The following is a 26508-nucleotide window of genomic DNA, read 5'->3' as shown; positions in this document are numbered from 1 at the left end:
TCTAGTTGCCTCTCTGCCCCTGGACCAGCTTGTCGCTGATCCGCTGGAACTCTTCGCCGTAGCCCGCCTGATCGGTGCGCGCCAGCCCGGCGACCTCGATCACGGTACCCGTCTCACCTTCACGCGCCGGGGTCACCCGCACCCACACCCGGCGCCGTTTGACCAGCAACGATCCCGCCAGCCCGATCAGCATCGCGACCGCGCAGACCAGCACCCAGCCCTGCACTGGGTCGTGCGAGACCTGGATGGCGACCCATTCCTGGACGCCGTCGAAGCGGACCTTCGTGCCGTCGTCCAGCACGGTCTCCTGGCCCTGGTCCAGGTTCTGCCGGGTGAGCTTCTTGAGCCTGCCGTCCGCGACGAGCGACTGGTCGATCTGGAAGATCGACTGCCCGCGACCGGCGTCGAGGCCGAGGTCGCCGCGGTAGATGTCGACGGCCACCGCCGGCTTGTTCGCCTCGGGCCGCGACGACGTCAGCACGTTGCCGTGCAGGAACGCGGTCGGGGCGAGCAGGCCGGTGATCGCGAGCTGACGGGTGCGGCGTTCGACCGGGTCGGCGATACCCGGCTGGTCGATCTTCGTCGCGCCCTCGGAAAGCTTCGTCGGCTCGTCGGCGGGACGCCACGGCGTGATGTTGGTGCGCACGGTGCCGTCGGGGAAGGTCACCGTGAACTTCGGGGAGTAGCCGAAGTTCAGCAGGTAGACGCGATCGCCCGCGGTGCGCAGCGGCGAGTTCACCTCGAGCCCGTACGGCTTCCACGCGCCGGTCTGCAGATCCTCGCCGGACTGGTACTCCATGTTGGAGTGGTAGTAGTTCGCCTGCCCGTTCTCGGTGTAGCGCGCCTCGAAGTCCTTCAGACGGATGCAGAACGCGTTGAGGTCGGTGCCGTCGACGCGCAGCCCGGCGTTGAAGGTGTCGTAGCCGAGGATGCCGGAGTTGCACCACGGGCTGCCGTCGGCTTGGACGATGACCTGGCCTTCGTAGCCGAACATCTTGCCCAGCGCGAAGAAGATGATCAGGCCGAGCATGCCGAAGTGGAAGACGAGGTTGCCGGTCTCGCGGAGGTACCCGCGTTCGGCGGAGATGCTTCGGCTCCCGTCGGCCTCTTCACGTTCGACGCGGCGCCAGCCTTTGAGCAGCGTGTGCGTGTCCGACATGACCGTCTCGGGGGTCCGGTCGGTCGTGGTGGACACGTGATGCGGCATCCGCGAGAGCTTGCGCGGCGTGAGCACGGGTTTCGCGCGCATCGCCTTCGCGTACTCGAAGCTGCGCGGCGCGAGGCAGCCGATGAGCGAGACCATCAGCAGGATGTAGATCGCCGAGAACCAGACGCTGCCGTAGACCTCGAAGAACTGGGTTCGGTCGAGCAGTTCGCCCCACCAGCCGTGCGCGGCGATGTACTCGTCGGTCTTGGCGACGTTGAGGTTCCGTTGCGGCAGCAGGGCGCCGGGCATCGCGGCGAGCGCGAGCAGGAACAGCAGCACCAGCGCGGTGCGCATCGACGTCAGACCGCGCCAGGTGTTGCGCAGGAAACCGAGGGCACGCTTGAGCGGGGTCTGACGGTATTCGGTGGTGGTCACAAGGGCAGCCTGATGTCGGTCACGAGGGTGTTCCTGATCCAGCCGGTCATGTCGCCCCACAGCCCGGTCACCAGCAGGAGGCCGACGATCAGCAGCAGGACGCCGCCGAAGACCTGCACCTGACGGCCGTGGCGGCGCAGCCAGTCGGTGGCGCGGACGGCCCAGCGGGTGCCGAACGCGATGAGCAGGAACGGCAGGCCGAGGCCGAGGCAGTAGACCAGGGTCAGCACGTACCCGCGCGCCGCCGCTCCCCCGGTGGCGCTGGCCATGGACATGACCGCGGACAGCGTGGGCCCGATGCACGGCGTCCAGCCGAGCCCGAACACGGCGCCGAGCACCGGCGCGCCCCACAGTCCGCCGCGCGGTACGTGGTGGGAGCGGAACTCGCGCTGGAGCCCCGGGATCCAGCCGATGAACACCAGCGCCATCGCGATCGTCAGCACACCGCCGAGGCGCTGGAGGAGGTCCACGTTGAGCGCGACGACGTCGGCGATCCACACCAGCGTCCCCAGCGTCACCACGAAGACGACGGTGAACCCGAGCACGAACAGCGCCGCCGCGCCGACGACGGCGTAACGGCCCTTCTTGCGCTCCTCGTCGGCGCTGACGGCGGGGGCGTCCGCGCCGACCAGCGCCGCCAGGTACGCGAGATACCCGGGCACCAGCGGCACGACGCACGGCGACGCGAAGGAGATCGTCCCGGCCAGCAGCGCCACACCCGCCGCGAGCAGCAGCGGCCCGGACAGGGCCAGCTCGGTAACGGAGTTCACCCGGCTGAGCGTAGGCAGTGTGGTCGGCGTGAAAACGCCGGGGCTGGCCCAACGGGACCTACGTCGCACCCGGTCAGGACCTTGGTCCCGTCCCCCTCACGCGCGTTTCGTCCTCTGAATGCGGTCGTTGCACGCGCAAGGACCGCATTCAGAGGACGAAACGCGGGAGGGGGTCAGGGGATGGCCGGGAAGGCGGGCGCGGTGACCTCGGGCTTGGGACGGCGGTCCCGGAACACCCAGCCGCCGATCAGGCCACCGAGGAACCCGAACAGGTGCGCCTGCCAGCTGACCCCCGCGTCCTGCGGGAACAGGCCCGCGAACTGATAGGCGAAGCACAGCGCCATCACCAGTCCGATGGCGATGTCGATCTTGTGCCGATCGAAGATCCCGCGCACCAGTACGTACCCGAAGTAGCCCATGACCAGGCCGCTGGCTCCGACGCCGACCGTGCCGGAGTCGTGGAGGGTCCAGGCGCCGAGCCCGCTCAGCACCGCGATCAGCACCGTGACGCTGAGGAACTTCTTCACCCCGCGGTACGCCGCGAGGAACCCGAAGATGAACAGCGGCCCCGAGTTGAACTCGATATGTCCCCAGCTGGCGTGCAGGAGCGGCGCGGTGAGCACGGTCGGCAGCGAGCTGATCTCGCGTGCCCGCGTCCCGTATTCGAACACGAGACCGTAGCCGTCCACCGCGTTGTAGATCTGGATCAGCCAGAGCACCACCAGCGCGCCGACCATGACCCAGAAGGCCTTCTTGGCCTCCGCGATCATGGCCTCGGCGTCACGCTGACCGGATCTGGGCACGTCCGAAGCGGTCGTCATTTCCTTCTCCCCAGTAGTTCAGAGCCGTCACGCGGCTGAGACGAGGAGGATAGCCGCCCCGGCCGACAGACCAGCGCGTTTCGTCCTCTGAATGCGGTCGTTGCACGCGCAAGGACCGCATTCAGAGGACGAAACGCGGGAGGGGGTCAGGCGGGTTCGGCGGCCAGGCGCTGGACGACGGGCAGCAGGTCCGAGGCCAGCAGGTCCCGCAGGAAGACGGCCGCGACGCGGTGCTGTTTGTCCAGCACGATCGTCGACGGGATGATGTTGCGCGGATAACCCGAGAGCTGCAGCAGCGTCCGCCCCGACGGGTCGTAGATCGACGGGTACGTCAGCTTCCGGTCCCGCATGAAGTCCTGCGCGGGCGCCCGGTCGTTGTCCCGCAGGTCGATGCCGACCACCTGAACGCCGGACGCCTTGGTCTGGTCGTAGACCTTCTGCATCTCCGGCGCCTCGACCCGGCACGGCCCGCACCACTGGCCCCACAGGTTCAGCACGATGACCTTGCCGGGGAAGTCCGCGATCGAAAGCTGTTTGCCCTCGTTCATCAGGTCGTCGCCGGACAGCGTCGGCGACGGCTGGCGCTCCGCGACGTCGTAGGTGATGTCGACCTTCCCGCCCGGCGACACGAAGTTGAATGAGCCGCCGGTGACGACGGCGTCCTTGCCGGTGGTGCAGCCGGTGACAACGAGCATCAACACCGCCATGGCGGCCAGCGCACGCTTCATGCCCCGGTCACCTTCGGGTCGGTCGTCCCGGCGGGCTCGCTGTAGACGATCCGCACGAGTTCCTCGCCCTCGAAGACCAGGCTGGTCAGCGAAGCGAGCGAACACTGCCGGTTGCGCGGGTCGTGCCAGAGCCGCTTCGCCTCCAGGAACCGCCGCACGGTCCAGATCGGCAGCTGATGCGAGACGCACAGCGCCTCGTGGCCCTCGGCCGCCCGCCGCGCGCGGTGGATCGCGCCGAGCATGCGGTGCGCGATCTCGACGTACGGCTCGCCCCAGGACGGCCGGAACGGGTTGACCAGCTTCGGCCAGTGCTTCGGCTCGCGAAGTGCGCCATCGCCGACGGCGACCCGCTCGCCCTCGAACTGGTTGTCCGCCTCGATGAGCCGCTCGTCGGTCTCGACGTCGAGCCGGTGCGCGGCCGCGATCGGCGCGGCGGTCTCCTGCGCGCGCTGAAGCGGCGAAGCGACGACATGCGTGATGTCGTGCGTCGCGACCGCTTCGGCGACCGTCAGCGCCTGGCGCTGTCCGCGGTCGGAGAGCTTGAAGCCGGGCAGGCGGCCGTACAGGATCTTGTCCGGGTTGTGCACCTCGCCGTGGCGAAGCAGGTGCACGATCGTCGTCGCGCTCACGCCTGGACCGCCTCGGCGGCGGCGCGGGCGGCCACGCGAAGCGCGGACTCGATGATCTCGAACTCGGCGTCGCCCATGGCCGCGTTGACGAACCAAGCCTCGTACGCGCTCGGCGGCGCGTACACGCCGTTGTCGAGCAGCGCGTGGAAGAACGCCGGGAACCGCCAGGTCTCCGAAGCCTGCGCGCCCGGGTAGTTCGTCACCGGGTTCTCGCTGAAGAACACGCTGACGAGGTTGCCCGCGTACTGCACGGTGTGCGTGACACCCGCCTCCGTCAGCGACCGGTCGAACAGGTCGCCGAGCCGCTTCGCGTTGGCGTCGAGGGCTGCGTACACGGCGTCGTCGGCCGCGCGCAGCGTCGCGAGCCCGGTGGCGACGGCGACGGGGTTCCCGGACAGCGTCCCCGCCTGGTACACCGGCCCGCCCGGGGCCAGCTTCGCCATCACGTCGGCGCGACCGCCGAAGGCCGCGGCGGGCAATCCGCCGGACATCACCTTGCCGAAGGTGTACAGGTCGCCGGCGACACCATCGAGGCCGAACCAGCCCGCCTTGGAAACGCGGAACCCGGTCATCACCTCGTCCATGATCAGCAGCGCGCCGTGCTCGTGCGCGATCTCCTTGAGCCCGGCGTTGAAGCCGTCGACCGGCGCGACGGCGCCCATGTTGCCCGCGGCGGCTTCGGTGATGATCGCGGCGATCGAGTCCGGATTGTCCACAAAGGACTTCCGGGCCGCATCGAGATCGTTGTAGGGCAAGACGATCGTGTCGGCCGCCTGCGCGCCGGTGACACCGGGCGAAGTCGGGAGGCCGAGGGTCGCGACGCCGGAACCCGCTTCGGCGAGCAGCGCGTCGACGTGACCGTGGTAGCAGCCCGCGAACTTGATGATCTTCGGCCTGCCGGTGAATCCCCTGGCCAGCCGGATCGCGCTCATCGTCGCCTCGGTGCCGGAGTTGACCAGGCGCACCCGCTCCACGGGTTCGACGCGGGCGATGATCTCCTCGGCGAGCTCGACCTCACCGCGCGTCGGGGTGCCGAACGACAACCCGTCGACAGCGGCTTCGCGCGCGGCGGCGACGACATCCGGATGCGCGTGCCCGAGGATCATCGGCCCCCACGAGGAGACGAGATCGACATAGCGGGCGCCGTCCGCGTCCCAGAGATACGGTCCCTCGCCGCGCACCATGAACCGCGGGGTGCCGCCGACGGAGTTGAAGGCCCGCACCGGGGAATTCACCCCGCCCGGGATCGCGGCCTTCGCTCGTTCGAACCATGCCTTGGACTGATCGACTCCGGTAGTCACTTCCCCAGTCTCGCAAATCCCCGATGACACCCGCCGCCAGGTCGTGTCTGTTCCGGGCATGGCGTGACCAGGCCCACTAGGGTGGAAGTACTCGGCGTCGAAACCCTCGCGGAGGAATCCACGTGTCCACGGTGCCGTCACCACCGACCCACCACCGTCGCCTGCGCTGGCAGGCCTTGGCCGGATTCATCGCGCTGTCGGCGATCGTCGGCGTCGTGGCCGCGCTCGCCGTGGCCACCCGCTCCGAAACGCACAACGCGCTGATCCGCCCGTCGTGGGCGCCGCCGGGCTGGCTCTACGGTCCGACGTGGACGGCCCTGCTCCTCGTGGTCGCCATCGCGGGCTGGTGCTACTGGCGGACCGATGGCGAGACACGTGGCTTCGCCTTCTACGGCGTCTGCCTGCTGCTGACCCTGCTGTGGACGCCATTGTTCTTCGCCGGCGGAGCGCACGCCCTGGCCCTGGCCGACGTCGTCGTCCTGGACTTCATGGTGCCCGTCACGATGATGGAGTTCGGGCGCCGGTCGAAACTCGCCGCCTGGCTGCTGGTGCCGTATCTGCTGTGGCTGCTGTACTCGACCGCGGTCAACGCCGCCGTCGTCTGGCTCAACTAGTCCTTGGGCTTGCGGCCCTTGGCGCGCACGGCGAGCAGGAACTGGCGGATCGCGTCCACCACGAGGATCGCGGCCAGCACACCCAGCCCGATGGCGCCGGCGAGCGGGCCGCCGAAATACCGCTGCGATTCCAGCGTCGTCGTCTCGCCGTAGGTGATCACGACCGGGACGACACCGGCCTTCCAGCACGCGAAGGCACCCCACACCGCGAGCGCGGCGAGGATCAGCTCGACCGCCCCCACCACGGCGCGCAGGGGTTTGTGCAGCCGGGCCGCGGGCCGGGAGTCCTCCGGTGGCCACAGATCGGCGCCGGTCGGCTGGGGAAGGTCGATCACGGTGAGCAGTTTCTCATGACTCTGTGGTGCGAGCACGCACCAAATCCCCGAGAGCCTCGCGAAGAGCGTCCGGATCCTTCGCCCAAGCGCGCACGAACACGCCGTCTTCGAGCTTCAACCCGACTTCGCCGAACTTCTTGGGGATCGTCCAGCCGCCGCCGAGGACGCGCGAGCCGACCGGCGCCTCGTCTTCGAGGACCTCGGCGATCCTGGCCGCCTCCAGTGTTTCCTTGCCCTGCCGGTAGCCATCCGCCGTGACTTCGAGCGAGAGATACCGGCGGCGCGCGTAGACCCAGGGAACGGTGATCGCCACCAGCCCCACCGCGACCAGGATCCAGGCGAGCCAATGGACCGGGCCGCCGGTCGCCAGTTCGGCGAGCAGCCCGGCGAGGGCGAACAGCGGCGCCCACAGCAAAGCCGTCCAGCCGACGCCGGGTTCGTCGTAGCGGGGCGGCTCGGCGGTCATGGCAGCGTGCGCCCGACCTTCGGGAAATGATCGGAGACGCTGGGCAAGTACATGAGGACCAGCGCGATCGCCACGAGCAACGTGGACACCAGCAGGAACACGTTGAGCGAACCGCGGAGGATCAACAGCTCCACCAGGACCAGGAAGACCGCCCCCACGGTGAGCACCGTCCTGGCCGACCGCGTCCCCTCGCGGGCCTTGTACGCGAACAACGCGAACAGGACGGCGAAGGTGAGCGCACCGCCGAACAGCATCCACAGCAGGGTGTTCACGCCGGACGCGACCTGCGCCGGATCGGCGGGCTGGCCGGGGACCGGGTTCTCCCTGATCTGCTTGAGGATCCCCTCGGTCAGTTCGTCTTTCAGCACCAGCAGGGCGATCTGGCCGGCCACCAGGACGACACCGGCGACGATCCACAGCCAGAACGAGATCGCGACCGGCTTCGGCACCACGATCTTCGGCGGCTTCTGGCCCGGCAGGATCGGATCCGGGGACATTCCGCGCTTACGGCGCTCGTCGTCCGTTTCGTCGGCTTTGCTGTCGCTCACGCTGGGCAGCTTAATCCAGCCAAGCTGCGGCTTCGGCGGCCCAGTAGGTCAGGATCATGTCCGCGCCCGCGCGGCGGATCGAGGTCAGCACCTCGAGGATCGTGCGCTCGCGGTCGAGCCAGCCGTTCGCCGCGGCGGCCTCGACCATCGCGTACTCGCCCGAGATGTTGTACGCCGCGACGGGAACCGGCGACGTCTCGGCGGCGGCCCTGATGACGTCCAGATAGGACAGGGCGGGCTTGACCATGACCATGTCGGCGCCCTCGGCGATGTCCAGCTCGATCTCGCGCAGCGCCTCACGCACGTTGCCCGGATCCTGCTGGTACGTCTTCCGGTCGCCCTTCAGCTGCGAATCGACGGCCTCGCGGAAGGGGCCGTAGAACGCGCTGGCGAACTTGGCCGAGTACGCGAGGATCCCGGCGTCGGTGTGCCCGGCGCGGTCCAGCGCACCGCGGATGACGCCGACCTGGCCGTCCATCATGCCGCTCGGACCGAGCAGGTGAGCGCCCGCTTCCACCTGCGCCAGCGCCATTTCCGCGTATACGCGCAGGGTGGCGTCGTTGTCGACACCGCCGTCGGCGTCGAGGACGCCGCAGTGGCCGTGGTCGGTGAACTCGTCGAGGCACGTGTCCGCCATCAGGACCGTCGCGTCACCGAGCTCGGACCTCAGATCGCGCAGGGCGACGTTGAGGATGCCGTTCGGGTCGATCGCGCCGGAGCCCTCCGCGTCCCGGGTCTTCGGGATACCGAACAGCATCAGGCCGCCGACACCGGCGTTGACCGCCTCGACGGCGGCCTTGCGCAGCGTGTCGCGGGTGTGCTGGACGACCCCGGGCATGCTGGAGATCGGGCGGGGCGCGTCGGCGCCCTCGGCCACGAACATCGGGAGGATCAGCTGGCGTGGGCGCAGCGTCGTCTCACCGACCAGCCTGCGCATCGCCGGAGTGGTACGGAGCCTGCGGGGACGATGTTCGGGAAACACCCTCACGACGGTACTCCCGCCCGCTTGAGAGGCGGTGAACGGCCGAACCTTTCCTAAGGAACGGTAAAGAGTCACCTTTGTCCGATTCCTCCGCGGTGTGACTTGGGTTACCTTCCACGGCATGTCGAGTTCAACGGTGACCGACCAACTGGAAGAACCACCCGTCGGCTGGCGCGCACGGCTGCGCCAGGTCGGGCCGGGGATCATGGCCGCGGCGACCGGGGTCGGCGCGGGCGACCTCGTCGCGACGATGGTGGCCGGATCGCGCTTCGGGTACACGCTGCTGTGGGCGGTGCTCGTCGGCACGATCTTCAAACTCGCGCTGGCCGAAGCCGTCGGCCGCTGGCATCTGACCTCCGGCCGGACGATCCTGTCGGGCTGGCGGACGCTCGGGATCTGGGCGCTGATCTATTTCGGGATCTACGCGGTGATCTGGGGCTTCGTCTACGGCGCGACGGCCATGTCCGCGTCGGGGCTGCCGCTGAACGCGCTCTTCCCCGCGATTTCGGTGCGGTACTGGGCGATGATCTGCGGCCTGCTCGGCTTCGCGCTGGTGTGGTTCGGGCGCTACGCGATCATCGAGAAGCTGATGACGGTGCTCACCGGCGTCATGTTCGTGACCGTGGTCGGCACCGCGATCCTCGTCGTGCCGGATTTCGCCGAACTGTTCAAGGGCGCCGTCCCGACCCTGCCCGACGGCTCGCTCGTCTACGTCCTCGGCCTGGTCGGCGGCGTCGGCGGCACGATCACGATGGCGGCCTACGGCTACTGGACGCTCGCGAAGGGCTGGCGTTCGTCGAAGTGGCTGCCGATGATGCGCACCGACAACGCCGTCGGATACGTGATGACCGGCATCTTCGTGATCGCGATGCTGATCGTCGGCGCGGAACTGTTGCTGGGCCAGAAGATCATCTCGGGCGACAAGGGCCTGCTGTTCCTCGGCGACACCCTCGCCGCGGATTACGGGCAGTGGGCGCGGATCCCGTTCCTCATCGGCTTCTTCGCCGTTTCGTTCACGTCGGTGATCGGTGTCTGGCACGGCGTGAGCCTGCTCTTCGCCGACTGGTGGCGCATTCTGCGGCTGCCCGCGAACACCACGGAAAGCGTTGAGGCGTATGAGAAAAAGGCCGGTGAACGCAGTGTCGCGTACCGCGGATACGTGCTGTGGCTGACCTTCCCGCCGATGGCGTTGCTGTTCCTGGACCAGCCGTTCCAGCTCACCGTGATCTACGGCGTGCTGGGCGCGTTGTTCATGCCGTTCCTGGCGGCGACGTTGCTGGTGCTGCTGAACACGTCACGGGTGCCGCGGGAAGGGCGTTCGCGGTGGCTGTCGAACGGGCTTCTGGGCATCTGCCTGGCGATGTTCGCTTACCTGGCGTACACGGAGGTCGTGAAGTTCTTCAGCTGAGGCCGCATCCGACGGCCCAAGTACATGAAGGCCCCCTTCACTGCGTCTAGCGCAGTGAAGGGGGCCTTCACGTACTAACCGATCGTCAGGAGCGGCGAGCCCGCTTCGCCTTGCGAGGCGGCGGAAGCGCACCTTCGGCACGGAGCCGGGCGGCGTGCTCGGCGAGCGCGTCGACCAGGTGCGGGACGTCGGCCTTCTCGGGCTGGACGTCGACCCGCAGCCCGAACTCCACGGCGGTCTCCGCGGTCTTCGGGCCGATGCACGCGACCAGCGTGCGGGTGTGCGGCTTGCCGGCGATGCCGACGAGGTTCCGCACGGTCGAGGACGAGGTGAAGCAGACCGCGTCGAAACCGCCGGTCTTGATCATCTCGCGGGTCTCGGCGGGCGGCGGCGCGGCCCGCACGGTGCGGTACGCGGTCACGTCGTCGATCTCCCAGCCGCGTTCGCGCAGACCGGCCGAAAGGGTCTCGGTGGCGATGTCGGCCCGCGGCAGCAGCACGCGGTCGACCGGGTCGAGGACGTCGTCGTACGGCGGGAACTCGGCGAGGAGACCCTCCGAGGACTGCTCGCCCTCCGGGATCAGCTCGGGGATGATGCCGAACGAGCGCACCTTCGCGGCGGTCGATTCGCCGACGCAGGCGATCTTCACGCCGGAGAAGGCGCGGGCGTCGAGGCCGAACTCCTCGAACTTCTCCCACACCGCGCGGACGGCGTTGGTCGAGGTGAAGACGATCCACTGGTAGCGGCCGTCGACGAGCCCCTTGACCGAGCGCTCCATCTGGGCGGGGCTGCGCGGCGGCTCGACCGAGATGGTCGGGACCTCGTGCGAGGTGGCGCCGTGGCCGCGAAGCCGCTCCGCCATCTCACCGGCCTGCTCCTTGGTGCGCGGCACCAGGACCTTCCAGCCGTACAGCGCGCGCGACTCCCACCACGACAGCTTCGAACGCTGGCCGACGGCCTGGCCGATGGTCACGATGAGCGGGCCGACGAGCTCGCCCGCCTCGTTCGCGACGGTGGCCAGCGTGGTGTCCAGGGTGCGCTGGGTGTTGATGGTGCCGTTCGACGTGACCGCGACCGGGGTGGTCGGCGCCAGTCCGTGCTCGGTCAGCGCGGACGCGGCCTCGGCCAGGTGCGCCGACGTCGCGTGCAACACGATCGGGCCGGGGGTCGCGGCCAGCGCGGCCCACTCGACGTCGCCGCGGACGTCGACCTCGGTGTGCGTGCCACCGAGCGCGACACCGGCGTACGCCGGGACGGCCGCGCCGGGCGAGACGCCCGGGATGATGTCGAACACGGCGCTGGTCCGGGAAACGGCCTGCACCTCGGCGACGACGGCGGGCTGGGTCAGCGGGTCACCGGCGATGAGCCGGAGCACCAGGCGTCCGGCCTTGGCCTCGTTCACCAGGTCCTTGGCGACCTCGGTGGCCTCGCCGACGGCGGGGCGCACTTCGGCGCCCTCGGCGGCGAAGGCCAGGACGCCCGAAGGGACGTCCGGGTCGGTCACCACGACCTCGGCCTTGGCGAGCAGCTCCTGAGCGCGGACGGTCAGCAGACCGGCGTCACCGGGGCCCGAGCCCACGAAGGCGACACGCCCGGTGGTCTTACGCGCGGGGGTCATCTGTGCGTTCTCCTCTTGAGCGGCCGCAGTCGAGCGCGGCCCTACCTTCAACGTTCTGACTCACTGGGCGGGGCCGGACAGCGCACCGGCCCCCAGGTCGAGCAGCTCGGCGGCCAGTGTCCGGCCGAGCTGTTCAGCATCGCGGAAGTCGGCGAGCGCGGAAGCGCGCACCATGTCGACCGCGTCCCCGTCCCCTTCGACGGCGGCGGTGCCCCGCAACGAGATCCGCTCGACGACCCGCCCTTCGGCGTCCAGGTCCTCGACGATCTCCGCCAGCGCTCCGACCGGTGCGCTGCACCCGGCTTCCAGCGCCGCGAGCAACGCGCGCTCGGCGGTCGCCACGGCACGGGTGCCTTCATCGTCCACTGTGGACCCGAGCAGGTGCTCGATGTCCACGTCACCGGTCCGGCACTCCACCGCCAGCGCGCCCTGTGCGGGTGCGGGCAGCATCTGGATCGGGTCGAGGGTCTCGGTGATCTCCTCCGCCCGGCCGATCCTGGCCAGTCCGGCACGCGCCAGGATGACGGCGTCGAGCTCTCCGTCGCTCACCTTGCGCATGCGGGTGTCGATATTGCCTCGGATCGGCACGATTTCCAAACCGAGACCGAGCGCGCGCAGCTGCGCGGTCCGCCGCGGCGAGCCGGTGCCGACGGTCGAGCCGGGCGGAAGCTCGCCCAGCGTCAGCCCGTCACGGGCGATCAGCGCGTCACGCGGGTCCTCGCGGCGCGGCACGGCGGCGAGCGTGATGCCCGGCTCCGGCTTCGTCGGGAGGTCCTTGTACGAGTGCACGATGACGTCGACTTCCTCGCGCAGCAAGGCTTCGCGCAGCGCGGAAGTGAAGACGCCGACCCCGATCGTGGGAATCGGCGCGGACGATTTGTCGCCGGGGGTCGTCACGGTGACGAGCTCGACCTCGGCCCCGGTGGCCCGCAGGGCGTCGGCGATGGTGCCGGTCTGCGCGAGGGCGAGTTTGCTGCCGCGCGTCCCGATGCGGATGACTCTGCTCACTGGATGATCACTCGTCTTTCGGCGTTGCGGTGGGACTCGCCACCGCTGCGGGCGCCTGCGGGTCGAGGCAGAACAGCTCGCGCAGCGCGTTGGCGTAGTCGGTGTCGGCCGTCTCGGCGGCCAGCTGCTTGACCCGCACCGTCGGCGCGTGCAGCAGCTTGTCGACCACGCGGCGGACCGTGCGGCCGACCTCCTCGCGGACCCCGGCGTCGAGGTCCGGCAGGCGGTTGTCCAGCCGCAGCAGTTCGGCGTCGACCACCTCGGCCGCCCGGCGCCGCAGCGCCGTCACCGTCGGGGTGACCTCGGCGCTGCGCTGACCGGCGAGGTACTCGCGCACCTCGTCGAGCACGATGCCGGTGGCCTTCGCGGTCTGCCGTTCGGTGGTCGGGGTGCCCGCTTCCCGCATGCGGCGCTGGATGGTTTCGAGGTCGACCACGGTGACGTCGGCCAGTGCGGCGACGTCGTGGTCGACGTCACGCGGGAGGCCGAGGTCGCAGACGACCAGCGGGCGCCCGGCACGGGCCGGGACGTGTGCGGCGGTGAAGACCGCGGCCTGCGCGCCGGTGCAGCAGACGACGACGTCCGCCTCGGCGACCGCGTCCGCGATCCCGCTCATCTGGACGGCCTTCGCGGGCACTCCCTGCTCGACACTCGCGGCGGCGAGGCGGGCGGCCCTGGCCTCGGTGCGGTTGGCGATGGTGATCTCGCCGATCCCGGACTTGCGCAGCTGGGACGCGGTCAGCGCGCCCATCGAACCGGCGCCGATGATCAGCGCGTGCTTGCCCGCGATGTCGCCGGCCGCGGCGAGCGCCTCGGAGACCACCGACGCGCCGAGCTGGTCGAGCCCGGTCTCGGTGTGGACGCGCTTGCCGACGCGCAGCGTGGTCTGGATCAGCTCGTGCAGCGTGCGGCCGACCGTGCCCGCCTCCCGCGCGGTGGCGTAGGAGGAGCGGATCTGGCCGAGGATCTGCGTCTCGCCGACGACCATCGAGTCCAGCCCCGAGGTGACCGAGAACAGGTGCTCGATCGCGGCGCCGGCGTAGTGCACGTACAGCGAGTCGTAGAGGTCCGCGGGCTGCATCCCGGCCTGGCGGGCGAGCACGTCGGAAACGTCGTTCAGGCCACCGTGGAAGGTCTCGACGACGGCGTAGACCTCGATGCGGTTGCAGGTCGAGACGAGGATCGCCTCGCTGACGTGCTCGGCCTGCTGCAGCTCGTGGAGCACCTTGGTCACGTCGGTCGCGGGGACCGCGACGCGCTCCAGGGTGTTCAGCTCGGCGCTGCGGTGCGAGAGCCCGACCGCCAACACGCTCATTTCAGCGCACCACCATTCCGTTGCCGTGGCCGTTCACGCTGCCATTCTCGGCGCCCCCGGAGCCAGCGTCTCCTCCGCCGTTGCCGTTAGCGGCCAGATCGGCGCGACGAGCGACGTGGAACGACAGGATCTGCAGCTCGACCGCGAGATCGACCTTGCGAACCTCGATATGTGCCGGAACCTGCAGCACCACCGGGGCGAAATTGAGGATGCACTGCACCCCACCTGCGACGAGCCGGTCGCAGACCGACTGCGCGGCGGTGGGCGGGGTGGCGATGACGCCGATGGAGATCTGCCGTTCGGCGCAGACTTTGGGGATCTCGTCGAGATGGGAGACCGGGAGACCGCCGACCGGGACGCCGACCAGATCCGGGTCGAGGTCGAACAGCGCCTCGACCGGGAAACCGCGGCCGGGGAACCCGCCGTAGTTGGCCAGCGCGTGCCCGAGGTTACCGATACCGACCACGGCGACCTTGTGCTTGCGGGTCAGGCCGAGGATGCGCTCGATCTGGCTGACCAGCACCTGGACGTCGTAGCCGACGCCGCGGGTGCCGTACGAGCCGAGGTAGGACAGGTCCTTGCGCAGTTTCGCGGAGTTGACGCCCGCGGCCTGCGAGAGCTCTTCGCTGGAGATCGTCGTCGCGCCCTGCTCGGCCAGCCCGGAGAGGACACGGAGGTAGACGGCGAGGCGGGCGACGGCGGCTTCGGGGATCGACTTCGCGCGGACCGCTTCGGGTTCGGCGGTGGCCTCGACGGCCGGCATCTCCGCGGTGGGCGCGTTGTCGGCGTCCGGTGTCACCCGGGTGCGCCGGCCTCGTTGCGACACCACGCTTGTCCGCTCCCTCTGGTCCCTGCTGACGACATGAATCGCCCGAACCTGGAAAACGGCTCTTGACCCGCCGCGCTGAGTCCGGTTCGATGCCGGGCGCTTTCGGAGGCGACGTATCTACGGTAGCCACTTGTGAACGCAGGCACAAAGTCACAGGTGAACGCTGTGGTCAGTCTCTCTAGCGCGCGTTGACCGACACCGTGTGCCAGCCCGTGGCGCCGTCCGGGACCGTTCCCGCCCGCTCCTGCGTCTGCGTATAGCCCGACTGGTCCGTCGCCCGCACGGCGATCTCGTGCTGACCAGCGGCGACGTCGACCTCGGTCCACCACATCCGCCAGGTGTCCTTCGACGTCTCCGCCGACAGGACCGCCTCCTTCCACGGCCCCTGATCGACCCGGACCTCGACCTTCGCGACGCCGGTGTGCTGCGCCCACGCGGTCCCGGACACCACGACCTTGCCCGCGTTCACCGCCGAACCCGGCGCGTCGATCCGCGACTGCGTCTTCACCGGCGCTTCCTTGGCCCAGCCGCGGTCGAGCCAGTACGCCTTGCGCTCCGCCCAGGTGGTGATCTCCAGCTCGGTCACCCATTTCGTGGCGGACACGTAGCCGTAGAGCCCGGGGATCACGATCCGCGCGGGGAAGCCGTGCTCGATCGGGAGCGGTTCGCCGTCCATGCCGAGGGCGAGCATCGCGCCGCGTCGCGGATCCAGGGCCGCTTCGACCGGGGTTCCGCAGGTCCAGCCGTCGACGCTGGTCGCGAACATCTGCTCGGCGCCGGGTTTCACACCCGCCTCGTTCAGCAGATCCCGCAGGTCGATGCCGATCCAGCGCGCGTTGGAGATGTACGGGCCGCCGACCTCGTTGGAGACACAGCACAGGGTGACGTCGCGTTCGATCAGCGGCCGCGAGCGGAGATCTTCATACCGATAGGTGACTTCGCGCTCGACCATCCCGCGGATCTGCAGGCTCCAGTCCTCGGTGCGGACCTGCGGGACCACCAGCGCCGTGTCGATCCGATAGAAATCCTTCGAAGGAGTGATGTACGGCGGGGTGCCGAGTTTCACGAAGTCCGCGTCGGGCGGGATCGGCGGCGCGGTCCTCGTCGCGACGAGCCTGCCGACGGCGGCCCGCGACTCCTCCGCGTTCTTCCTGGTCCCGACGATCTGGCCGGTCAGCGCGGCGACGCCGGCGCCCGCCGCGACGGACGCGCCGGTGATCAGCACCCTGCGCCGGTCCGGTCCTTCGCCTTCACGCTCGTCGAAGAACACCTTCGGGCGGAAGAACGAATGCAGCCGGGTGAACACGATCAGCGCGACGACGGTGGCGATCACCGGCGCCAGCAGCGCGATCTGCCCGAGGTCGGTGCGCACGAAGACCGCGGCGACGCCTGCCGCGCCGAGGACGCCGACGATCACCTGTCCCGGCAACGGCGTACGGCGCGAGAGTTGCCCGGCGAGCAGCGCGAACAGCACCAGCACCACGGCCAGGCCGATCTTGAGGACGGGTTTGTCCCAGGTCTCCAGCGTCCGCTCGGCCCAGGCGACGACCGCGTGCGGGCTGTGGTCGATGACGAAGTTCGCGACGGCGACGAACGGCGAGGCCGTGTAGCCGACGAACCCCGCGACGAGATGTCCCACGCCGAGGGCCGCCACCAGGGACAGGAGCCCGGTCAGCGCGGCTTGCGGGAAGGTGAGCCTGCGTTCGTCGTCCACGACTCCATCTTCGGAGCGAATCGGCCTTCGGGGTGGCTGATCGCCCCTTACGAGTGTGTTACGCCAAAGCTTTCCGAAGCCTGTCCTCTTCGACGCGCCAGTAGCCGTGCTCGGCGTCGTCGACGAGGATCACCGGCACGCGGTCGCCGTATTCGGCCCGCCATTCGGGGTCGCTGTCGACGTCCTCGGCCGACCAGGCGACGCCCAGCTCGCCGCAGATCCGCTCGATGTCCTGTTCCGCGACCTCGCACAGGTGGCAGCCCGTGCGGGTCATGACGGTCACGTGGTGGGCCATGCCCTCCATCCTTACCTGAGGCGCATCCTGCGCAGCTTCCCGGTGGCCGAATGCGGCAGCGACTCCGCGAACTCGACGGTGTGCGGCACCTTGTACCCGGCCAGATGCTCGGCGCAGTGCTCGACGACCTGCTGTTCCGACAACGAAGCGCCGGGCGCGGGGACGACGACGGCCTTCACCGCCTCACCGGTCCGCTCGTCGACGACGCCGACGACACCGGCTTCGACGACCTCGTCCAGCATCGAGATCACGTTCTCGACCTCGTGCGGGAAGACGTTGAAGCCGTTCACGATGATCAGGTCGTTGGCGCGGTCCACCAGGTGCAGGTCGCCGTCGGTGTCGAGGTAGCCGACGTCGCCGGTGCGGAACCAGCCGTCCTCGTCGGGCCCGTGCGAGCCGTCGGGCCAGTAGCCGGAGAACAGGTTCGCGCCGCGGATCGACACCAGGCCGGTGCCGCCGTCCTCGTCGAAGGCGTCGCCGAGGTCGTCCGGGTCCAGCGGGACGGGCTCCGCGTCGCCGTCGCTGTCGACGAGCCGGAGCTCGACGCCGGGCAGCGGCCGCCCGACCGAACCGGGCTTCGGGTAGCCGGTGACCAGGGTCGTGGTGACCACGGGCGCGCATTCGGTGAGGCCGTAGCCCTCGTAGACGTCGAGTCCGGTGGCGCCGCGGAGGGCGGTGAGGATCTTGGGGTGCAGCGGTGCCGCACCCGAGGTCATCCGCCGGACGGTGGACAGGCCCTGCCCGAGTTCCTCGGGGTCCATCGCGGCGAATTCGGCGTACATCGCGGGCACGCCGGCGATCGACGTCACCCGGTACTCGGTGCAGTCGGCCAGGGTCCGTTCGGCGAGGAAACGTTCGGACAGGATCGCCGTCGCGCCGACCGCCGTGGTCTGCAGCAGGCCGGGGCCGAGGCCGTAGACGTGGAACAGCGGGATGGTGATGAGCACGCGGTCGCCGTGGACGAGCGGTGCCGGGGTGATCCGGCTCAGCTGGTCGAGGTTCGCCAGCAGCGCCCGGTGCGACAGCATCACGCCGCGCGGCGGGCCGGTCGTGCCGGAGGTGTACGAGATGACCGCTATGTCCTCCCCCGCGCCGGAGACGCCGACCGGTTCGGCTGCTCCATCCGAGGTAACAGCCGGTGAGAGGCTTGTCACCCCGTCGGGGAGTTCCTCGGTGGGTTCACGTTCGAGGACGAGCCGTGCGCCGCTGTGCTCCAGCAGTCCGTTCAGCTCTGCGGCCGGCCCCTGCGGCGAGATCGGGACGACCACCGCGCCCGCCCGGAGCGCCCCGAACAGCGAGACGGCGAACGCGGCCGACGTCGGCAGCCGCAACGCCACCCGGTCGCCGCGCTCGATTCCCGCGTCGAGCAGGGCGCGGGCCAGCGTGTGGGCGGCGTTGTCGAGTTCCGCCCAGGTCAGCGCGACGCCTCCTCCGGTCTCCTGGACGGCCGCCTTGCCCGGCCACTGACGGGCGGCCTCGGAGAGCAAAGTGGGCACACTTGCATCGGCAACCTGCTCCGCGCTCAACTGCGAACCTCTTCCCTCGGTGTACGGCGTTGCCAGTTTGTCATCCCGGCCACCGTCATGGGGGTCACTCGCTTTCGTCGCAGTTCCGTAACCCCGGCACCGCTACCTACTTCGCGGTAACTACACGTATGCTGCTGTGCGTCGTCGAGTGGTGTTGATCACTCGATGGTGAGAAAGGGAGTCCGGACGTGCAGATCTTGCAGGCCCACGCGGCGGTGGGACATGCGGGCCGGTGCTCCCTGTCCGGAACGGGAGGTGGACCGTGACTCTTCCCGCGCCCAACCCCGTCTCGATGCTGGCGGGCCACATCCTCCGCCGGAGCGGCTTCCCCGCGGCGCCGTCGGCCAGGCCCAAGGTCGAAGAAGGCACAGATGCCGCCGAAGCCGCGAAGGCCGAAGCCTGGGAGCTGGTCAGCGCCGCGCAGGACGGCGACACCTCCGCGTTCGGGCGGCTCTACGACCGCTATGTGGACGTCGTCTACCGGTACGTCCTGTTCCGCCTCGGCGACCGGGACCTGGCCGAAGACGTCACCAGCGAGACGTTCCTCCGCGCGCTGCGCCGCATCACCTCGGTGAGTTACCAGGGGCGTGACGTCGGCGCCTGGTTCGTCACCATCGCGCGCAACATCATCCTCGACCACGTGAAGTCGAGCCGGTTCCGGCTCGAGGTCGTCACCGACGAGGTCGCCGAGCCCAACGGGGCGCCGATCGGGAACGTCGGCGTGCAGGCCGTCGCGGGCCCGGAGCAGCAGGCCATCAGCCGCGCCACCCGCGCCGAACTGCTGCGGTGCGTCGCCGAACTCGGCGAGGATCAGCGCGAGTGCATCGTGCTGCGGTTCATGCAGGGGCTTTCGGTCGCCGAGACCGCCGCGATCATGAAGCGCAACGAGGGCGCCATCAAGGCCCTTCAGCACCGCGCGGTACGCCGTTTGGCACAACTTCTGCCCACCGGATTGCGTTAAAGTCCCATATTTGTCCCTCACCGGGCCTTGCCGTAACCCTTGGGCGTCCCCGCTCGTTTTCTCAGCCAGACCGGTGTCAGGACCGGGCTGAGCAGATGGAGACTTCGCCGTGGGCGTGCCGGGATGGTTCGCGCGGGAGCGGGCGGACGGTGACCGCTTCGCCGACCTTGTCGACGGCACCGAATCCCCGGACGACGACGAGTTCGCGCACGAACTCGCGCTCGTCGGCGGCTTGCGCGAACTCGGCGCCGGCGGCGCCCCCGACGCGGAGACCCGGCAGCGGATCCGCGACGAGATCGCCGGACGCCTCGCCGAAGCCGAAGCCGCGCCGAAGCGACGTGGTCACGCCGTCGCCAATCTCGCCGCGGCCGCCGTCGCGCTCGTGCTGGCGCTCGGCGGGATCACCCTGTTGCTGTCCAAGGACGCGTTGCCGGGCGATCCGCTCTACGGCATCAAACGAGCGGGTGAATCGGCCTCGCTCGGGCTCACCTTCGACGAGCAGGACAAGGCGAAGAAGCATCTGGAGTTCGCCGCCAACCGCGTCGGCGAACTGGACGAGCTGACCCGCCAGGGCGCGCCCACCGCCGCGTATTTCACCGGACTCGCCGATTTCGAGACCGATCTCCGCGCCGGCGTCTCGCAGCTGACGGCGCTCGTCACCGATCAGGGTGGCCAGACCCGGCTGACCGAGCTCCGATCCTGGGCGCGGCAGCAATCCGACCGGCTCGGCCTCCAGATCGACCTCGCCCCCACCGAGGCGCGCGACAAGTTCTCCGCGGCCCGCGCCCTGCTCGACAAGGTCCAGGAACGCACGACGGATCTCGGCTCGCGCCTGGTCTGCTACACGATCACCACGGGCTCTTCCGACGAGCTGGGCGCGGTCCCGGCCGCCGGTGACTGCGTCCGCAACCCCGACTCCCCCGACGCGGTCCTTCCGCCGGTGACGTCTTCCCCGCCGTCGTCCGCTCCGTCCGTGACGCCGACACCGACCTCGGTGCCGCCTTCGTCCGGTGTGGACACCGCGGCCCCGACCGGACCGCTCGCCCCGCCGTCGGGAGGCACGCCGCCGCCCGTCGTGGCCACGCCCGGCCCGACGACGAGGACGTTGCCGCCGACGACCACCACGCCACCGCCGCCGCTGGTTTCGATTCCGCCGCTCATCCCGGGGTTACCGCCGATAATCATCGGCTGACTCGGTGTCACGTGAGGCAGGCGCCACACCCGGGACAGCGTGGTCGGCCGCTCGCTACGCTGTGCACAGGCACCTGGGATTCCGGAGGCGGTGTGCGTGTCAGTTTGGCGGGGCAGGGATAAGAGTCAAGAGCTCGAACGGCTGGCCGAGCTCGCGGGCGAGGCGTCGGCCGAGGCCGCCATGGCGACCGCGTCCGCCGAAGCCCTCGAACCGCCCGCGCCGCCCGCTCCGCCGGACCTGACGGCGGCCGCGTTCTTCGACGTCGACAACACCATGATGATGGGCGCGTCGATCTTCTACTTCGCCCGCGGCCTGGCCGCGCGCAAGTTCTTCACGTCCGCCGATCTGGCCGGATTCGTCTGGCAGCAGGTGAAATTCCGGCTCGGCGGCCGGGAGAACAAGGAGGACATCAAAACCCACCGCGAGCGCGCACTGTCCTTTGTGGCCGGTCGCACCGTGCAGGAACTGACCGACATCAGCGAAGAGATCTATGACGAGCTGATGGCGGACAAGATCTGGTCCGGCACGAGGGCGCTCGCGCAGATGCACCTCGACGCCGGGCAACGGGTCTGGCTGGTCACCGCGACCCCGATCGAACTCGCGGCCATCATCTCGCGGCGCCTCGGTCTCACCGGCGCGCTGGGCACCGTCGCGGAGACCAAGGACGGCGTCTACACCGGCCGTCTCGTCGGCGACCTGCTGCACGGCCGCGCGAAAGCCCACGCCGTGCGGGCGCTGGCGTCACGCGAAGGGCTGAACCTCAAGCGCTGCACGGCGTATTCGGACTCGCAGAACGACGTCCCGATGCTGTCGGTCGTCGGGACCGCGGTCGCGGTGAACCCCGACGGTGGACTTCGCGACGTCGCGCGGGCACGTGGCTGGGAGATCCGTGACTTCCGGACCGGGCGGAAGGCCGCGAAGATCGGCGTGCCCTCGGTGCTGGGCGTCGGTGCCGTGGCCGGTGCCGTCGCCGCGGGCATGGCCTACCGCAAGCGCTGACCGCATTTAGTCCTCTGAATGCGGTCCTTGCGCGTGCAACTACCGCATCCAGAGGACTAAACGCAGGGGGTGGGCTAGCCCTTGAAGACGCTCTTCCGCTGCGAGAGGCGTTTGTACAGCGACTGCTGGATCGACTCCCGCACCTGGTCGGTCAGCGTGAACACCAGCATCGGGTCGTCCACGGCGTCCGCGTCGTAGGTGTCCGTGCGGATGGGCTCGCCGAACTCGATGCTCCACTTCGTCGGCAGCGGGATCGCGCCGAGCGGGCCGAGCAGCGGGAAGAGCGGCGTCACCGGGAAGTACGGCAGGCCGAGCACCCGCGCGAGCAGCTTGATGTCCCCGATCTTCGGGTAGATCTCCTCGGCGCCGATGACGGACACGGGGATGATCGGCGCCCCGGTCCGCAGCGCGGCGGAGACGAAACCGCCGCGGCCGAACCGCTGCAGCTTGTACCGCGACGAGAACGGCTTCCCGATCCCCTTGAACCCTTCCGGCCAGACGCCGACGAGTTCTCCCTTGCGCAGCAGGCGTTCCGCGTCGGCGTTGCAGGCGAGCGTCTGCCCGGACTTGCGGGCGAAGGAGCCGATCAGCGGCAGCTGGAACACCAGATCCGCGCCGAGGCCGCGCAGATGCCTGCCGCCGGGGACGTGGTCGTGCACGGCCACGGCGGTCATCAACGCGTCGAGCGGCACCGTGCCGGAGTGGTTCGACACCAGCAGCGCGCCGCCGTCGGCCGGCAGGTTCTCGACGCCGAACGTGTCGACCCGGAACCACTTCTCGTACAGCGCGCGCAGCGGCGGCAACAGCAGCGTCTCGGTGAGCTCGGCGTCGAAGCCGAACTCGTCGACGGTGTAGTCACCGGTCAGCCGGTCACGCACGAACGCCAACGCCGTCCTGAGCGAGTCCGGAAGGAGGTCCGCGTCGGCGGGCCTCGTCCGGGCGGGCGAGACCCGCGCCGCCCCGGGGAACTCGACGACGGGCGCGTCGGCCCGGCGTTCGGAGTCCAGATGCTCCTGAGCTTCTTCCGACTCGCGAAGATCCCGTTCCGCCTGGGCGGCCGGGTCCGGCTTCTCTCGGCCGGGGCCGTGCAACGGGATGACCTGCGCTTCAGCGCCGCTCACGTTTTCCGCCTCGCCTTCGTGAGAGTTCTCGTGTGGCCTGCTCATCGGTGCGCCGCCTGTCCGGTCGCCGCGGCCACCAGCACCTTGCCCGCGAATCCGGCGAGCTTGCCGCCGTCCACCACGGGCCGGAGCCCGCGGCCGGTGATGTAGTCGTCGAACGCTTCCCGCGTCGTCCACCGCGGGGTGTAGCCGAAGTCCTTCTTGAGCTTCGTGATGTCCACGACGCGGCCGAAGTTCAGCAGCCGGACCTGGTCGGCGGAGAAGTCGACCACCCGCGCTCCGCGCAGCACCTTGCCGACCGACGGCACGACGCCGCTGGGCATCGGCAGCTCGACCCGCCCGGCTCGCCGGATCGCCTGGGAGAGGGTGAGTACCCCCTCCGAGCCGACGTTGAACACGCCGGGTTTGTCGTTCAGCGTCGCCTGTTCGAAGACGGTCAGCGCGTCCGAGGCGTGGAGCAGCTGGATGCGCGCGTCGTAGCCGAAGACGGTCGGGACGACAGGCAGCGCGAAGTAGCGCGAGAGCACCGTGTCGATCTCCGGGCTGATGATGTTGGCGAACCGGAGCAGCGTCGTCGTGATGTCGGGACGGCGGCGCATGAGCCCGCGGACGTACCCCTCCATCTCGACGGCGTCCTTCGCGTAGCCGCTGGCCGAGGTGGGGATGAGCTCCGAATCCTCGGTGAAGACGGCCTGCGAACGCGCGCCGGCGCCGTAGACGGCGGCCGTCGACTTCACCACGAGTTTGCGCACGAGCGGCGAACGCTGGCAGGCCGCCAGCAGCCGCATCGTGCCGATGACGTTGACCTCTTTGATCGCCGTCCGGCGAGCCGGGCCCGCCGGATGCGCGGTGCACGAGGCGTGCACCACGGTGTCGACCTTGGCCGTGCTGATCACCTTGGCGATCAGCGGATTGCGGATGTCGGCGCGGACGTACTCGGCGTGCCCCATGCGCTGCAGTACCGACTTCTGCGGGGGCGTGGTGTCCACGCCGATCACCCGCTCGAACCCCGGATTATTGCCGAGTCTGGCGAGCAGTTTCCCGCCAAGGTCTCCCCCGACCCCGGTCACGAGCACGATGTTCGACGGCATAGGACTCCCTGCGGCTTTGGGCGGTTCTCGGACTTTCGATCACGGGGTCCTGATGACCTTGAGCGCTGGTCCATCGACCGTGTGTGCGCGAACCTGCACTCATGGGAAGCATCGCGCGGCTGCCCTTGAGATGTTACCGCTCATTAGGGGTAGTCGAGTCAGCGCTTACATGCTATTAACCCGCTGCTCGCAGAGGGGATCCACGTCTCACTCGAATGGGCGGAAACCGCCCACGAAATGGGAATGGCCCGTCCAGAAACTGGACGGGCCACTCACCGGCTGTGTCTTACTTGCCGGCCTTCCTACGCTGAACGCGCGTCCGGCGCAGCAACTTGCGGTGCTTCTTCTTCGACATGCGCTTACGGCGCTTCTTGATCACAGAGCCCATCGTGAGCGCTCCTTCCTTCGTCGTCGGTCACGCTGCCCGGCGCAGCGTCCAACGGGTGGAGCGCACAGGCACGAGCGGTCTTCCAGGGTACTCGCGCCCCGGAAGACGCCCTCGGGCGGGCACGTTGTGCTCCGTGGACCGAGCCTCAGCCCACGTCGAAGTACGCGCCTTGCAGATACTCGTGTACGGCCTTTTCGGGCACTCTGAACGACTTCCCGACGCGCACCGCGGGCAGCTCGCCCGAGTGAACGAGGCGGTAGACGGTCATCTTGGAGACCCGCATCAGCGTGGCCACCTCGGCGACCGTCAGGAACTGGACCTGGCCAACTGAGGGCAGATCATCCTTCTTGTTCGGCGGCATGATTCACCGTGTCCTTCGACACGTGTCGCGCCACGAGGCTTCCCCACCTGTGGTATCGACACGCACGTGCTCTCCTGAGAGTAGCGGGACACGTGTGGCTAAAGCGACGCGAGTCACCGGGATGGGCCCGTCCGACTACGCATTTCGTCCTCTGGATGCGGTGGTTCGACGTCGAACCACCGCATCCAGAGGACTAAACGCGGGGTTCGTGGGCGCGGCCCAGCTCGGTCGAGCGGTCCTTCGCGGCCTCGATGGCGGCCAGCAGCGCCGCGCGGACGCCGTGCTTCTCCAGCTCGCGGATGGCGTTGATGGTGGTCCCGGCGGGCGAGGTGACGGCTTCGCGCAGCAGCACCGGGTGTTCGTCGGACTCGGCGAGCATCTTCGCCGCCCCGACCGCCGACTGGATGATCAGCTGCCCGGCGAGCGCCCGCGGCAGGCCGAGCAGGATCCCGGCGTCGATCATGGCCTCGACCAGGTAGAAGAAGTACGCGGGCCCGGAGCCGGACAGCGCCGTGACGGCGTCCTGCTGCGACTCGGGCACCTCGACGACCTGCCCGACGTGCGAAAGCAGGTCCTTCACCACCGCGATGTGCTCGGCGGTCGCGTGCGCGCCCGCCGAGACCGCGCTCATCGCCTCTCCGACGAGCATCGGGGTGTTCGGCATGACCCGCACCACCGGGACACCGTCGGCCAGCCTGCGCTCGTACAGGGCGGTCGGCAGGCCCGCGCACAGCGAGACCACCAGGGACTCCTCGCCGAGCAGCGGCGCGAGCTCGTCCAGCACCGGCTCGATGTCCTGCGGTTTGACCGCGACGACCAGCACGTCGGCCCGACGGGCGGCGTCGGCGACGCTGACCCCGTGCACGCCGTAACGCTCGGTCAGCTCGGCCGCGCGCGCCGGATACCGCTCGGTGAACAGGAGGTCGTCCGGGCTGTGCCCGCCCTGCAGCAGGCCCGAGAGCAGGGCCTCCCCGATCTTCCCGGCACCCAGAACCGCGATCACGCTCATGCCTTTCAGCGTGCCAAACGGCCTTCAGGCTCCAGGCGCCGGGGCAAGCGCCAGCTGCCGCGCCTGGCAGACCAGCCTGCCCTGGGAGTCGACCACGAGGGCGTCCGAGTCGAACCATGCCTCGTGCACCGATTGGCTCTGGACGATCACCCGCAGCCAGCCCGGCGCCGGCCGGGTGCGCAGCAACGCGGTCAGCTGCACGGTGGGCGCCCAGCCGACCCGGCCGAGGTTGTAGACCACCGGCGGGTTCACGTCGCTCGCGAGCAGGGCGAAGTACGGGTCCGCGAGACCGTGCCGCGGCCGGACCCACAGCCGCATCCTGGGCGGGTCGCCGATCCGGCCGTGCAGGTAGCCGACACTCGCCGGGTCGAGCCGGACTTCGCAGCCCTTCGCGAGGTTGAAGAGGCCTTCGGAGGTCTCGCCGGTCACGGGCACCGCGCCGGGCGGCGGCTCCGCGGCCATGGCCGGGACGTCGGTCCACTCCGGCCGCCGCATCGGCAGCCGTCCGGTGGTCACCCTGGCCTCGACGCAGCTGCGGCCCCGCTGCTCCAGCAGGACCCCGACGACCGAGGCGCGCCTGCCGACCTTCCGGACGTCCATGCGCAGCAGCACCGGCCCCACCGCGGGCGGGTGCAGGAACTCCGCGCTGATCGCGAGCGGCTCGGACGGCGGCTCTCCGCGTTCGTGGAGGAACGACAGGGCGGCCCGTGCCATCAGGGCCATCAGGAAGCCGCCGTGGGGGTGTCCACCGATCGACCATTCGGTACGGAGTACCGCCGTGAACGTGCCGTCACCCAGTGATCTCGTCGCGCATGCCTCGTCGAAAGAGGTGCTCGTTTCGTCGGTCGCGCTCACCGAGCACTGACCCAGGCCACGAGCCGATCCATCGGGGTGCGG

The 26508-nt window shown here is 69.6% G+C and carries 28 protein-coding genes; 5 read left to right on the top strand and 23 right to left on the bottom strand.

Features of this window, described 5'->3' with window-relative positions; translation table 11 throughout:
- Position 1 precedes the first annotated feature (1 nt).
- The 6 genes from AB8M46_RS14220 to hemL all read right to left on the bottom strand — a co-directional run bounded on the left by AB8M46_RS14220 (position 2) and on the right by hemL (position 5831).
- A complete protein-coding gene (locus AB8M46_RS14220) occupies positions 2–1582 on the bottom strand; it encodes a cytochrome c biogenesis protein ResB (protein ID WP_394360458.1) in 1581 nt (526 codons plus the stop codon).
- Positions 1579–2352, bottom strand: coding sequence for a cytochrome c biogenesis CcdA family protein (locus AB8M46_RS14215; protein ID WP_378428862.1), 774 nt, complete (start codon positions 2350–2352; stop codon positions 1579–1581). The genes AB8M46_RS14220 and AB8M46_RS14215 overlap by 4 nt, the downstream gene beginning before the upstream one ends.
- Before the next feature lie 173 nt (positions 2353–2525).
- Positions 2526–3173, bottom strand: coding sequence for a rhomboid family intramembrane serine protease (locus AB8M46_RS14210; protein ID WP_394360457.1), 648 nt, complete (start codon positions 3171–3173; stop codon positions 2526–2528).
- A gap of 146 nt (positions 3174–3319) precedes the next feature.
- Entirely contained in the window at positions 3320–3901 is a 582-nt protein-coding gene (locus AB8M46_RS14205; protein WP_037332969.1) for a TlpA disulfide reductase family protein, read from the bottom strand.
- Positions 3898–4530, bottom strand: a complete 633-nt coding sequence (locus AB8M46_RS14200) for a histidine phosphatase family protein (RefSeq protein ID WP_016330937.1) — start codon at positions 4528–4530, stop codon at positions 3898–3900. The genes AB8M46_RS14205 and AB8M46_RS14200 overlap by 4 nt, the downstream gene beginning before the upstream one ends.
- Positions 4527–5831, bottom strand: a complete 1305-nt coding sequence (gene hemL, locus AB8M46_RS14195; RefSeq protein ID WP_394360456.1) for a glutamate-1-semialdehyde 2,1-aminomutase — start codon at positions 5829–5831, stop codon at positions 4527–4529. Before hemL ends, AB8M46_RS14200 begins: the two co-directional genes overlap by 4 nt.
- A 122-nt stretch (positions 5832–5953) precedes the next feature.
- Here hemL and AB8M46_RS14190 point away from each other — a divergent pair, with 122 nt between their 5' ends.
- A complete protein-coding gene (locus AB8M46_RS14190; RefSeq protein WP_037332974.1) occupies positions 5954–6445 on the top strand; it encodes a tryptophan-rich sensory protein in 492 nt (163 codons plus the stop codon).
- Here AB8M46_RS14190 and AB8M46_RS14185 read toward each other — a convergent pair.
- From AB8M46_RS14185 to hemB, 4 genes are read right to left on the bottom strand one after another with little or no spacing between them, the layout of a single operon-like run.
- Positions 6442–6816 carry a hypothetical protein gene (locus tag AB8M46_RS14185; protein WP_037332976.1) on the bottom strand — a complete coding sequence of 125 codons (375 nt, stop codon included), beginning with the start codon at positions 6814–6816 and terminating at the stop codon, positions 6442–6444. The two genes, AB8M46_RS14190 and AB8M46_RS14185, sit on opposite strands and share 4 nt — an antisense overlap.
- The gene (locus AB8M46_RS14180) at positions 6794–7246 is read right to left on the bottom strand and encodes a hypothetical protein (protein WP_037332978.1); all 453 of its coding nucleotides are present in this window, start codon (positions 7244–7246) and stop codon (positions 6794–6796) included. Before AB8M46_RS14180 ends, AB8M46_RS14185 begins: the two co-directional genes overlap by 23 nt.
- Positions 7243–7794 carry a hypothetical protein gene (locus AB8M46_RS14175; RefSeq protein ID WP_016330932.1) on the bottom strand — a complete coding sequence of 184 codons (552 nt, stop codon included), beginning with the start codon at positions 7792–7794 and terminating at the stop codon, positions 7243–7245. Before AB8M46_RS14175 ends, AB8M46_RS14180 begins: the two co-directional genes overlap by 4 nt.
- A gap of 10 nt (positions 7795–7804) precedes the next feature.
- Entirely contained in the window at positions 7805–8776 is a 972-nt protein-coding gene (gene hemB, locus AB8M46_RS14170) for a porphobilinogen synthase (protein ID WP_394360455.1), read from the bottom strand.
- Between the two features lie 121 nt (positions 8777–8897).
- Between hemB and AB8M46_RS14165 the strand changes: the two genes are divergently transcribed.
- A complete protein-coding gene (locus AB8M46_RS14165) occupies positions 8898–10184 on the top strand; it encodes an Nramp family divalent metal transporter (RefSeq protein WP_037332982.1) in 1287 nt (428 codons plus the stop codon).
- 85 nt (positions 10185–10269) lie between these two features.
- Here the strand turns inward: AB8M46_RS14165 and AB8M46_RS14160 are convergent, their stop codons facing one another.
- The 7 genes from AB8M46_RS14160 to AB8M46_RS14130 all read right to left on the bottom strand — a co-directional run bounded on the left by AB8M46_RS14160 (position 10270) and on the right by AB8M46_RS14130 (position 18459).
- Positions 10270–11802, bottom strand: coding sequence for a bifunctional uroporphyrinogen-III C-methyltransferase/uroporphyrinogen-III synthase (locus tag AB8M46_RS14160; protein WP_005151748.1), 1533 nt, complete (start codon positions 11800–11802; stop codon positions 10270–10272).
- Between the two features lie 60 nt (positions 11803–11862).
- Positions 11863–12810: a hydroxymethylbilane synthase gene (gene hemC / locus AB8M46_RS14155; protein WP_037332984.1), complete on the bottom strand. Its 948-nt coding sequence runs from the start codon at positions 12808–12810 to the stop codon at positions 11863–11865.
- A 7-nt stretch (positions 12811–12817) separates the two neighbouring features.
- Positions 12818–14125, bottom strand: coding sequence for a glutamyl-tRNA reductase (locus AB8M46_RS14150; RefSeq protein ID WP_037332986.1), 1308 nt, complete (start codon positions 14123–14125; stop codon positions 12818–12820).
- 1 nt (position 14126) lies between these two features.
- The gene (locus AB8M46_RS14145; protein ID WP_037332988.1) at positions 14127–14954 is read right to left on the bottom strand and encodes a redox-sensing transcriptional repressor Rex; all 828 of its coding nucleotides are present in this window, start codon (positions 14952–14954) and stop codon (positions 14127–14129) included.
- A 178-nt stretch (positions 14955–15132) separates the two neighbouring features.
- On the bottom strand, positions 15133–16668 hold the full coding sequence (locus AB8M46_RS14140) for a molybdopterin-dependent oxidoreductase (protein ID WP_394360454.1): 1536 nt from the start codon (positions 16666–16668) through the stop codon (positions 15133–15135).
- A gap of 58 nt (positions 16669–16726) precedes the next feature.
- Positions 16727–16963 (bottom strand): glutaredoxin family protein, encoded by a 237-nt coding sequence (locus tag AB8M46_RS14135; protein WP_037332991.1) that lies wholly within the window; start codon positions 16961–16963, stop codon positions 16727–16729.
- A gap of 11 nt (positions 16964–16974) precedes the next feature.
- Complete coding sequence (locus AB8M46_RS14130) at positions 16975–18459, bottom strand: AMP-binding protein (protein ID WP_394360453.1); 1485 nt, start codon at positions 18457–18459, stop codon at positions 16975–16977.
- A 292-nt stretch (positions 18460–18751) separates the two neighbouring features.
- Between AB8M46_RS14130 and AB8M46_RS14125 the strand changes: the two genes are divergently transcribed.
- The 3 genes from AB8M46_RS14125 to AB8M46_RS14115 all read left to right on the top strand — a co-directional run bounded on the left by AB8M46_RS14125 (position 18752) and on the right by AB8M46_RS14115 (position 21641).
- The gene (locus tag AB8M46_RS14125; protein ID WP_073846225.1) at positions 18752–19450 is read left to right on the top strand and encodes a sigma-70 family RNA polymerase sigma factor; all 699 of its coding nucleotides are present in this window, start codon (positions 18752–18754) and stop codon (positions 19448–19450) included.
- 109 nt (positions 19451–19559) lie between these two features.
- Positions 19560–20642, top strand: a complete 1083-nt coding sequence (locus AB8M46_RS14120) for a DUF5667 domain-containing protein (protein WP_037332997.1) — start codon at positions 19560–19562, stop codon at positions 20640–20642.
- Between the two features lie 96 nt (positions 20643–20738).
- The gene (locus AB8M46_RS14115) at positions 20739–21641 is read left to right on the top strand and encodes an HAD family phosphatase (RefSeq protein ID WP_016330921.1); all 903 of its coding nucleotides are present in this window, start codon (positions 20739–20741) and stop codon (positions 21639–21641) included.
- Between the two features lie 74 nt (positions 21642–21715).
- Here AB8M46_RS14115 and AB8M46_RS14110 read toward each other — a convergent pair whose 3' ends face one another.
- From AB8M46_RS14110 to AB8M46_RS14085, 6 genes are all read right to left on the bottom strand, one after another.
- Positions 21716–22807: a lysophospholipid acyltransferase family protein gene (locus AB8M46_RS14110; protein WP_378427334.1), complete on the bottom strand. Its 1092-nt coding sequence runs from the start codon at positions 22805–22807 to the stop codon at positions 21716–21718.
- Positions 22804–23853 carry an NAD-dependent epimerase/dehydratase family protein gene (locus AB8M46_RS14105; protein WP_037333001.1) on the bottom strand — a complete coding sequence of 350 codons (1050 nt, stop codon included), beginning with the start codon at positions 23851–23853 and terminating at the stop codon, positions 22804–22806. The genes AB8M46_RS14110 and AB8M46_RS14105 overlap by 4 nt, the downstream gene beginning before the upstream one ends.
- Before the next feature lie 286 nt (positions 23854–24139).
- Entirely contained in the window at positions 24140–24241 is a 102-nt protein-coding gene (locus AB8M46_RS14100) for a 30S ribosomal protein bS22 (protein ID WP_007030867.1), read from the bottom strand.
- A 145-nt stretch (positions 24242–24386) separates the two neighbouring features.
- Positions 24387–24602: a helix-turn-helix domain-containing protein gene (locus tag AB8M46_RS14095; RefSeq protein ID WP_016330918.1), complete on the bottom strand. Its 216-nt coding sequence runs from the start codon at positions 24600–24602 to the stop codon at positions 24387–24389.
- Positions 24603–24795: 193 nt separating this feature from the next.
- On the bottom strand, positions 24796–25611 hold the full coding sequence (proC, locus tag AB8M46_RS14090) for a pyrroline-5-carboxylate reductase (RefSeq protein WP_037333003.1): 816 nt from the start codon (positions 25609–25611) through the stop codon (positions 24796–24798).
- 24 nt (positions 25612–25635) lie between these two features.
- Positions 25636–26466 carry a thioesterase family protein gene (locus AB8M46_RS14085; protein ID WP_016330916.1) on the bottom strand — a complete coding sequence of 277 codons (831 nt, stop codon included), beginning with the start codon at positions 26464–26466 and terminating at the stop codon, positions 25636–25638.
- Positions 26467–26508 lie beyond the last annotated feature (42 nt).

Origin of the sequence: Amycolatopsis sp. SB7-3, assembly GCF_041021335.1 — a bacterium.
Classification (GTDB): domain Bacteria; phylum Actinomycetota; class Actinomycetes; order Mycobacteriales; family Pseudonocardiaceae; genus Amycolatopsis; species Amycolatopsis japonica.
Note: the sequence above shows the minus strand (reverse complement) of the source record. Positions and strands in the feature narration are given on the sequence as shown.

What these genes read in the sequence shown, in the direction of transcription:
- AB8M46_RS14165 (WP_037332982.1), top strand. Translation starts at nt 8,898, where the DNA reads ATGTCGAGTTCAACGGTGACCGACCAACTGGAAGAACCACCCGTCGGC.
- proC (WP_037333003.1), bottom strand. Translation starts at nt 25,611, where the DNA reads ATGAGCGTGATCGCGGTTCTGGGTGCCGGGAAGATCGGGGAGGCCCTG.
- AB8M46_RS14100 (WP_007030867.1), bottom strand. Translation starts at nt 24,241, where the DNA reads ATGGGCTCTGTGATCAAGAAGCGCCGTAAGCGCATGTCGAAGAAGAAG.
- AB8M46_RS14150 (WP_037332986.1), bottom strand. Translation starts at nt 14,125, where the DNA reads ATGAGCGTGTTGGCGGTCGGGCTCTCGCACCGCAGCGCCGAGCTGAAC.
- AB8M46_RS14205 (WP_037332969.1), bottom strand. Translation starts at nt 3,901, where the DNA reads ATGAAGCGTGCGCTGGCCGCCATGGCGGTGTTGATGCTCGTTGTCACC.
- AB8M46_RS14180 (WP_037332978.1), bottom strand. Translation starts at nt 7,246, where the DNA reads ATGACCGCCGAGCCGCCCCGCTACGACGAACCCGGCGTCGGCTGGACG.
- AB8M46_RS14105 (WP_037333001.1), bottom strand. Translation starts at nt 23,853, where the DNA reads ATGCCGTCGAACATCGTGCTCGTGACCGGGGTCGGGGGAGACCTTGGC.
- AB8M46_RS14095 (WP_016330918.1), bottom strand. Translation starts at nt 24,602, where the DNA reads ATGCCGCCGAACAAGAAGGATGATCTGCCCTCAGTTGGCCAGGTCCAG.
- AB8M46_RS14160 (WP_005151748.1), bottom strand. Translation starts at nt 11,802, where the DNA reads ATGACCCCCGCGCGTAAGACCACCGGGCGTGTCGCCTTCGTGGGCTCG.
- AB8M46_RS14210 (WP_394360457.1), bottom strand. Translation starts at nt 3,173, where the DNA reads ATGACGACCGCTTCGGACGTGCCCAGATCCGGTCAGCGTGACGCCGAG.
- AB8M46_RS14135 (WP_037332991.1), bottom strand. Translation starts at nt 16,963, where the DNA reads ATGGCCCACCACGTGACCGTCATGACCCGCACGGGCTGCCACCTGTGC.
- AB8M46_RS14110 (WP_378427334.1), bottom strand. Translation starts at nt 22,807, where the DNA reads ATGAGCAGGCCACACGAGAACTCTCACGAAGGCGAGGCGGAAAACGTG.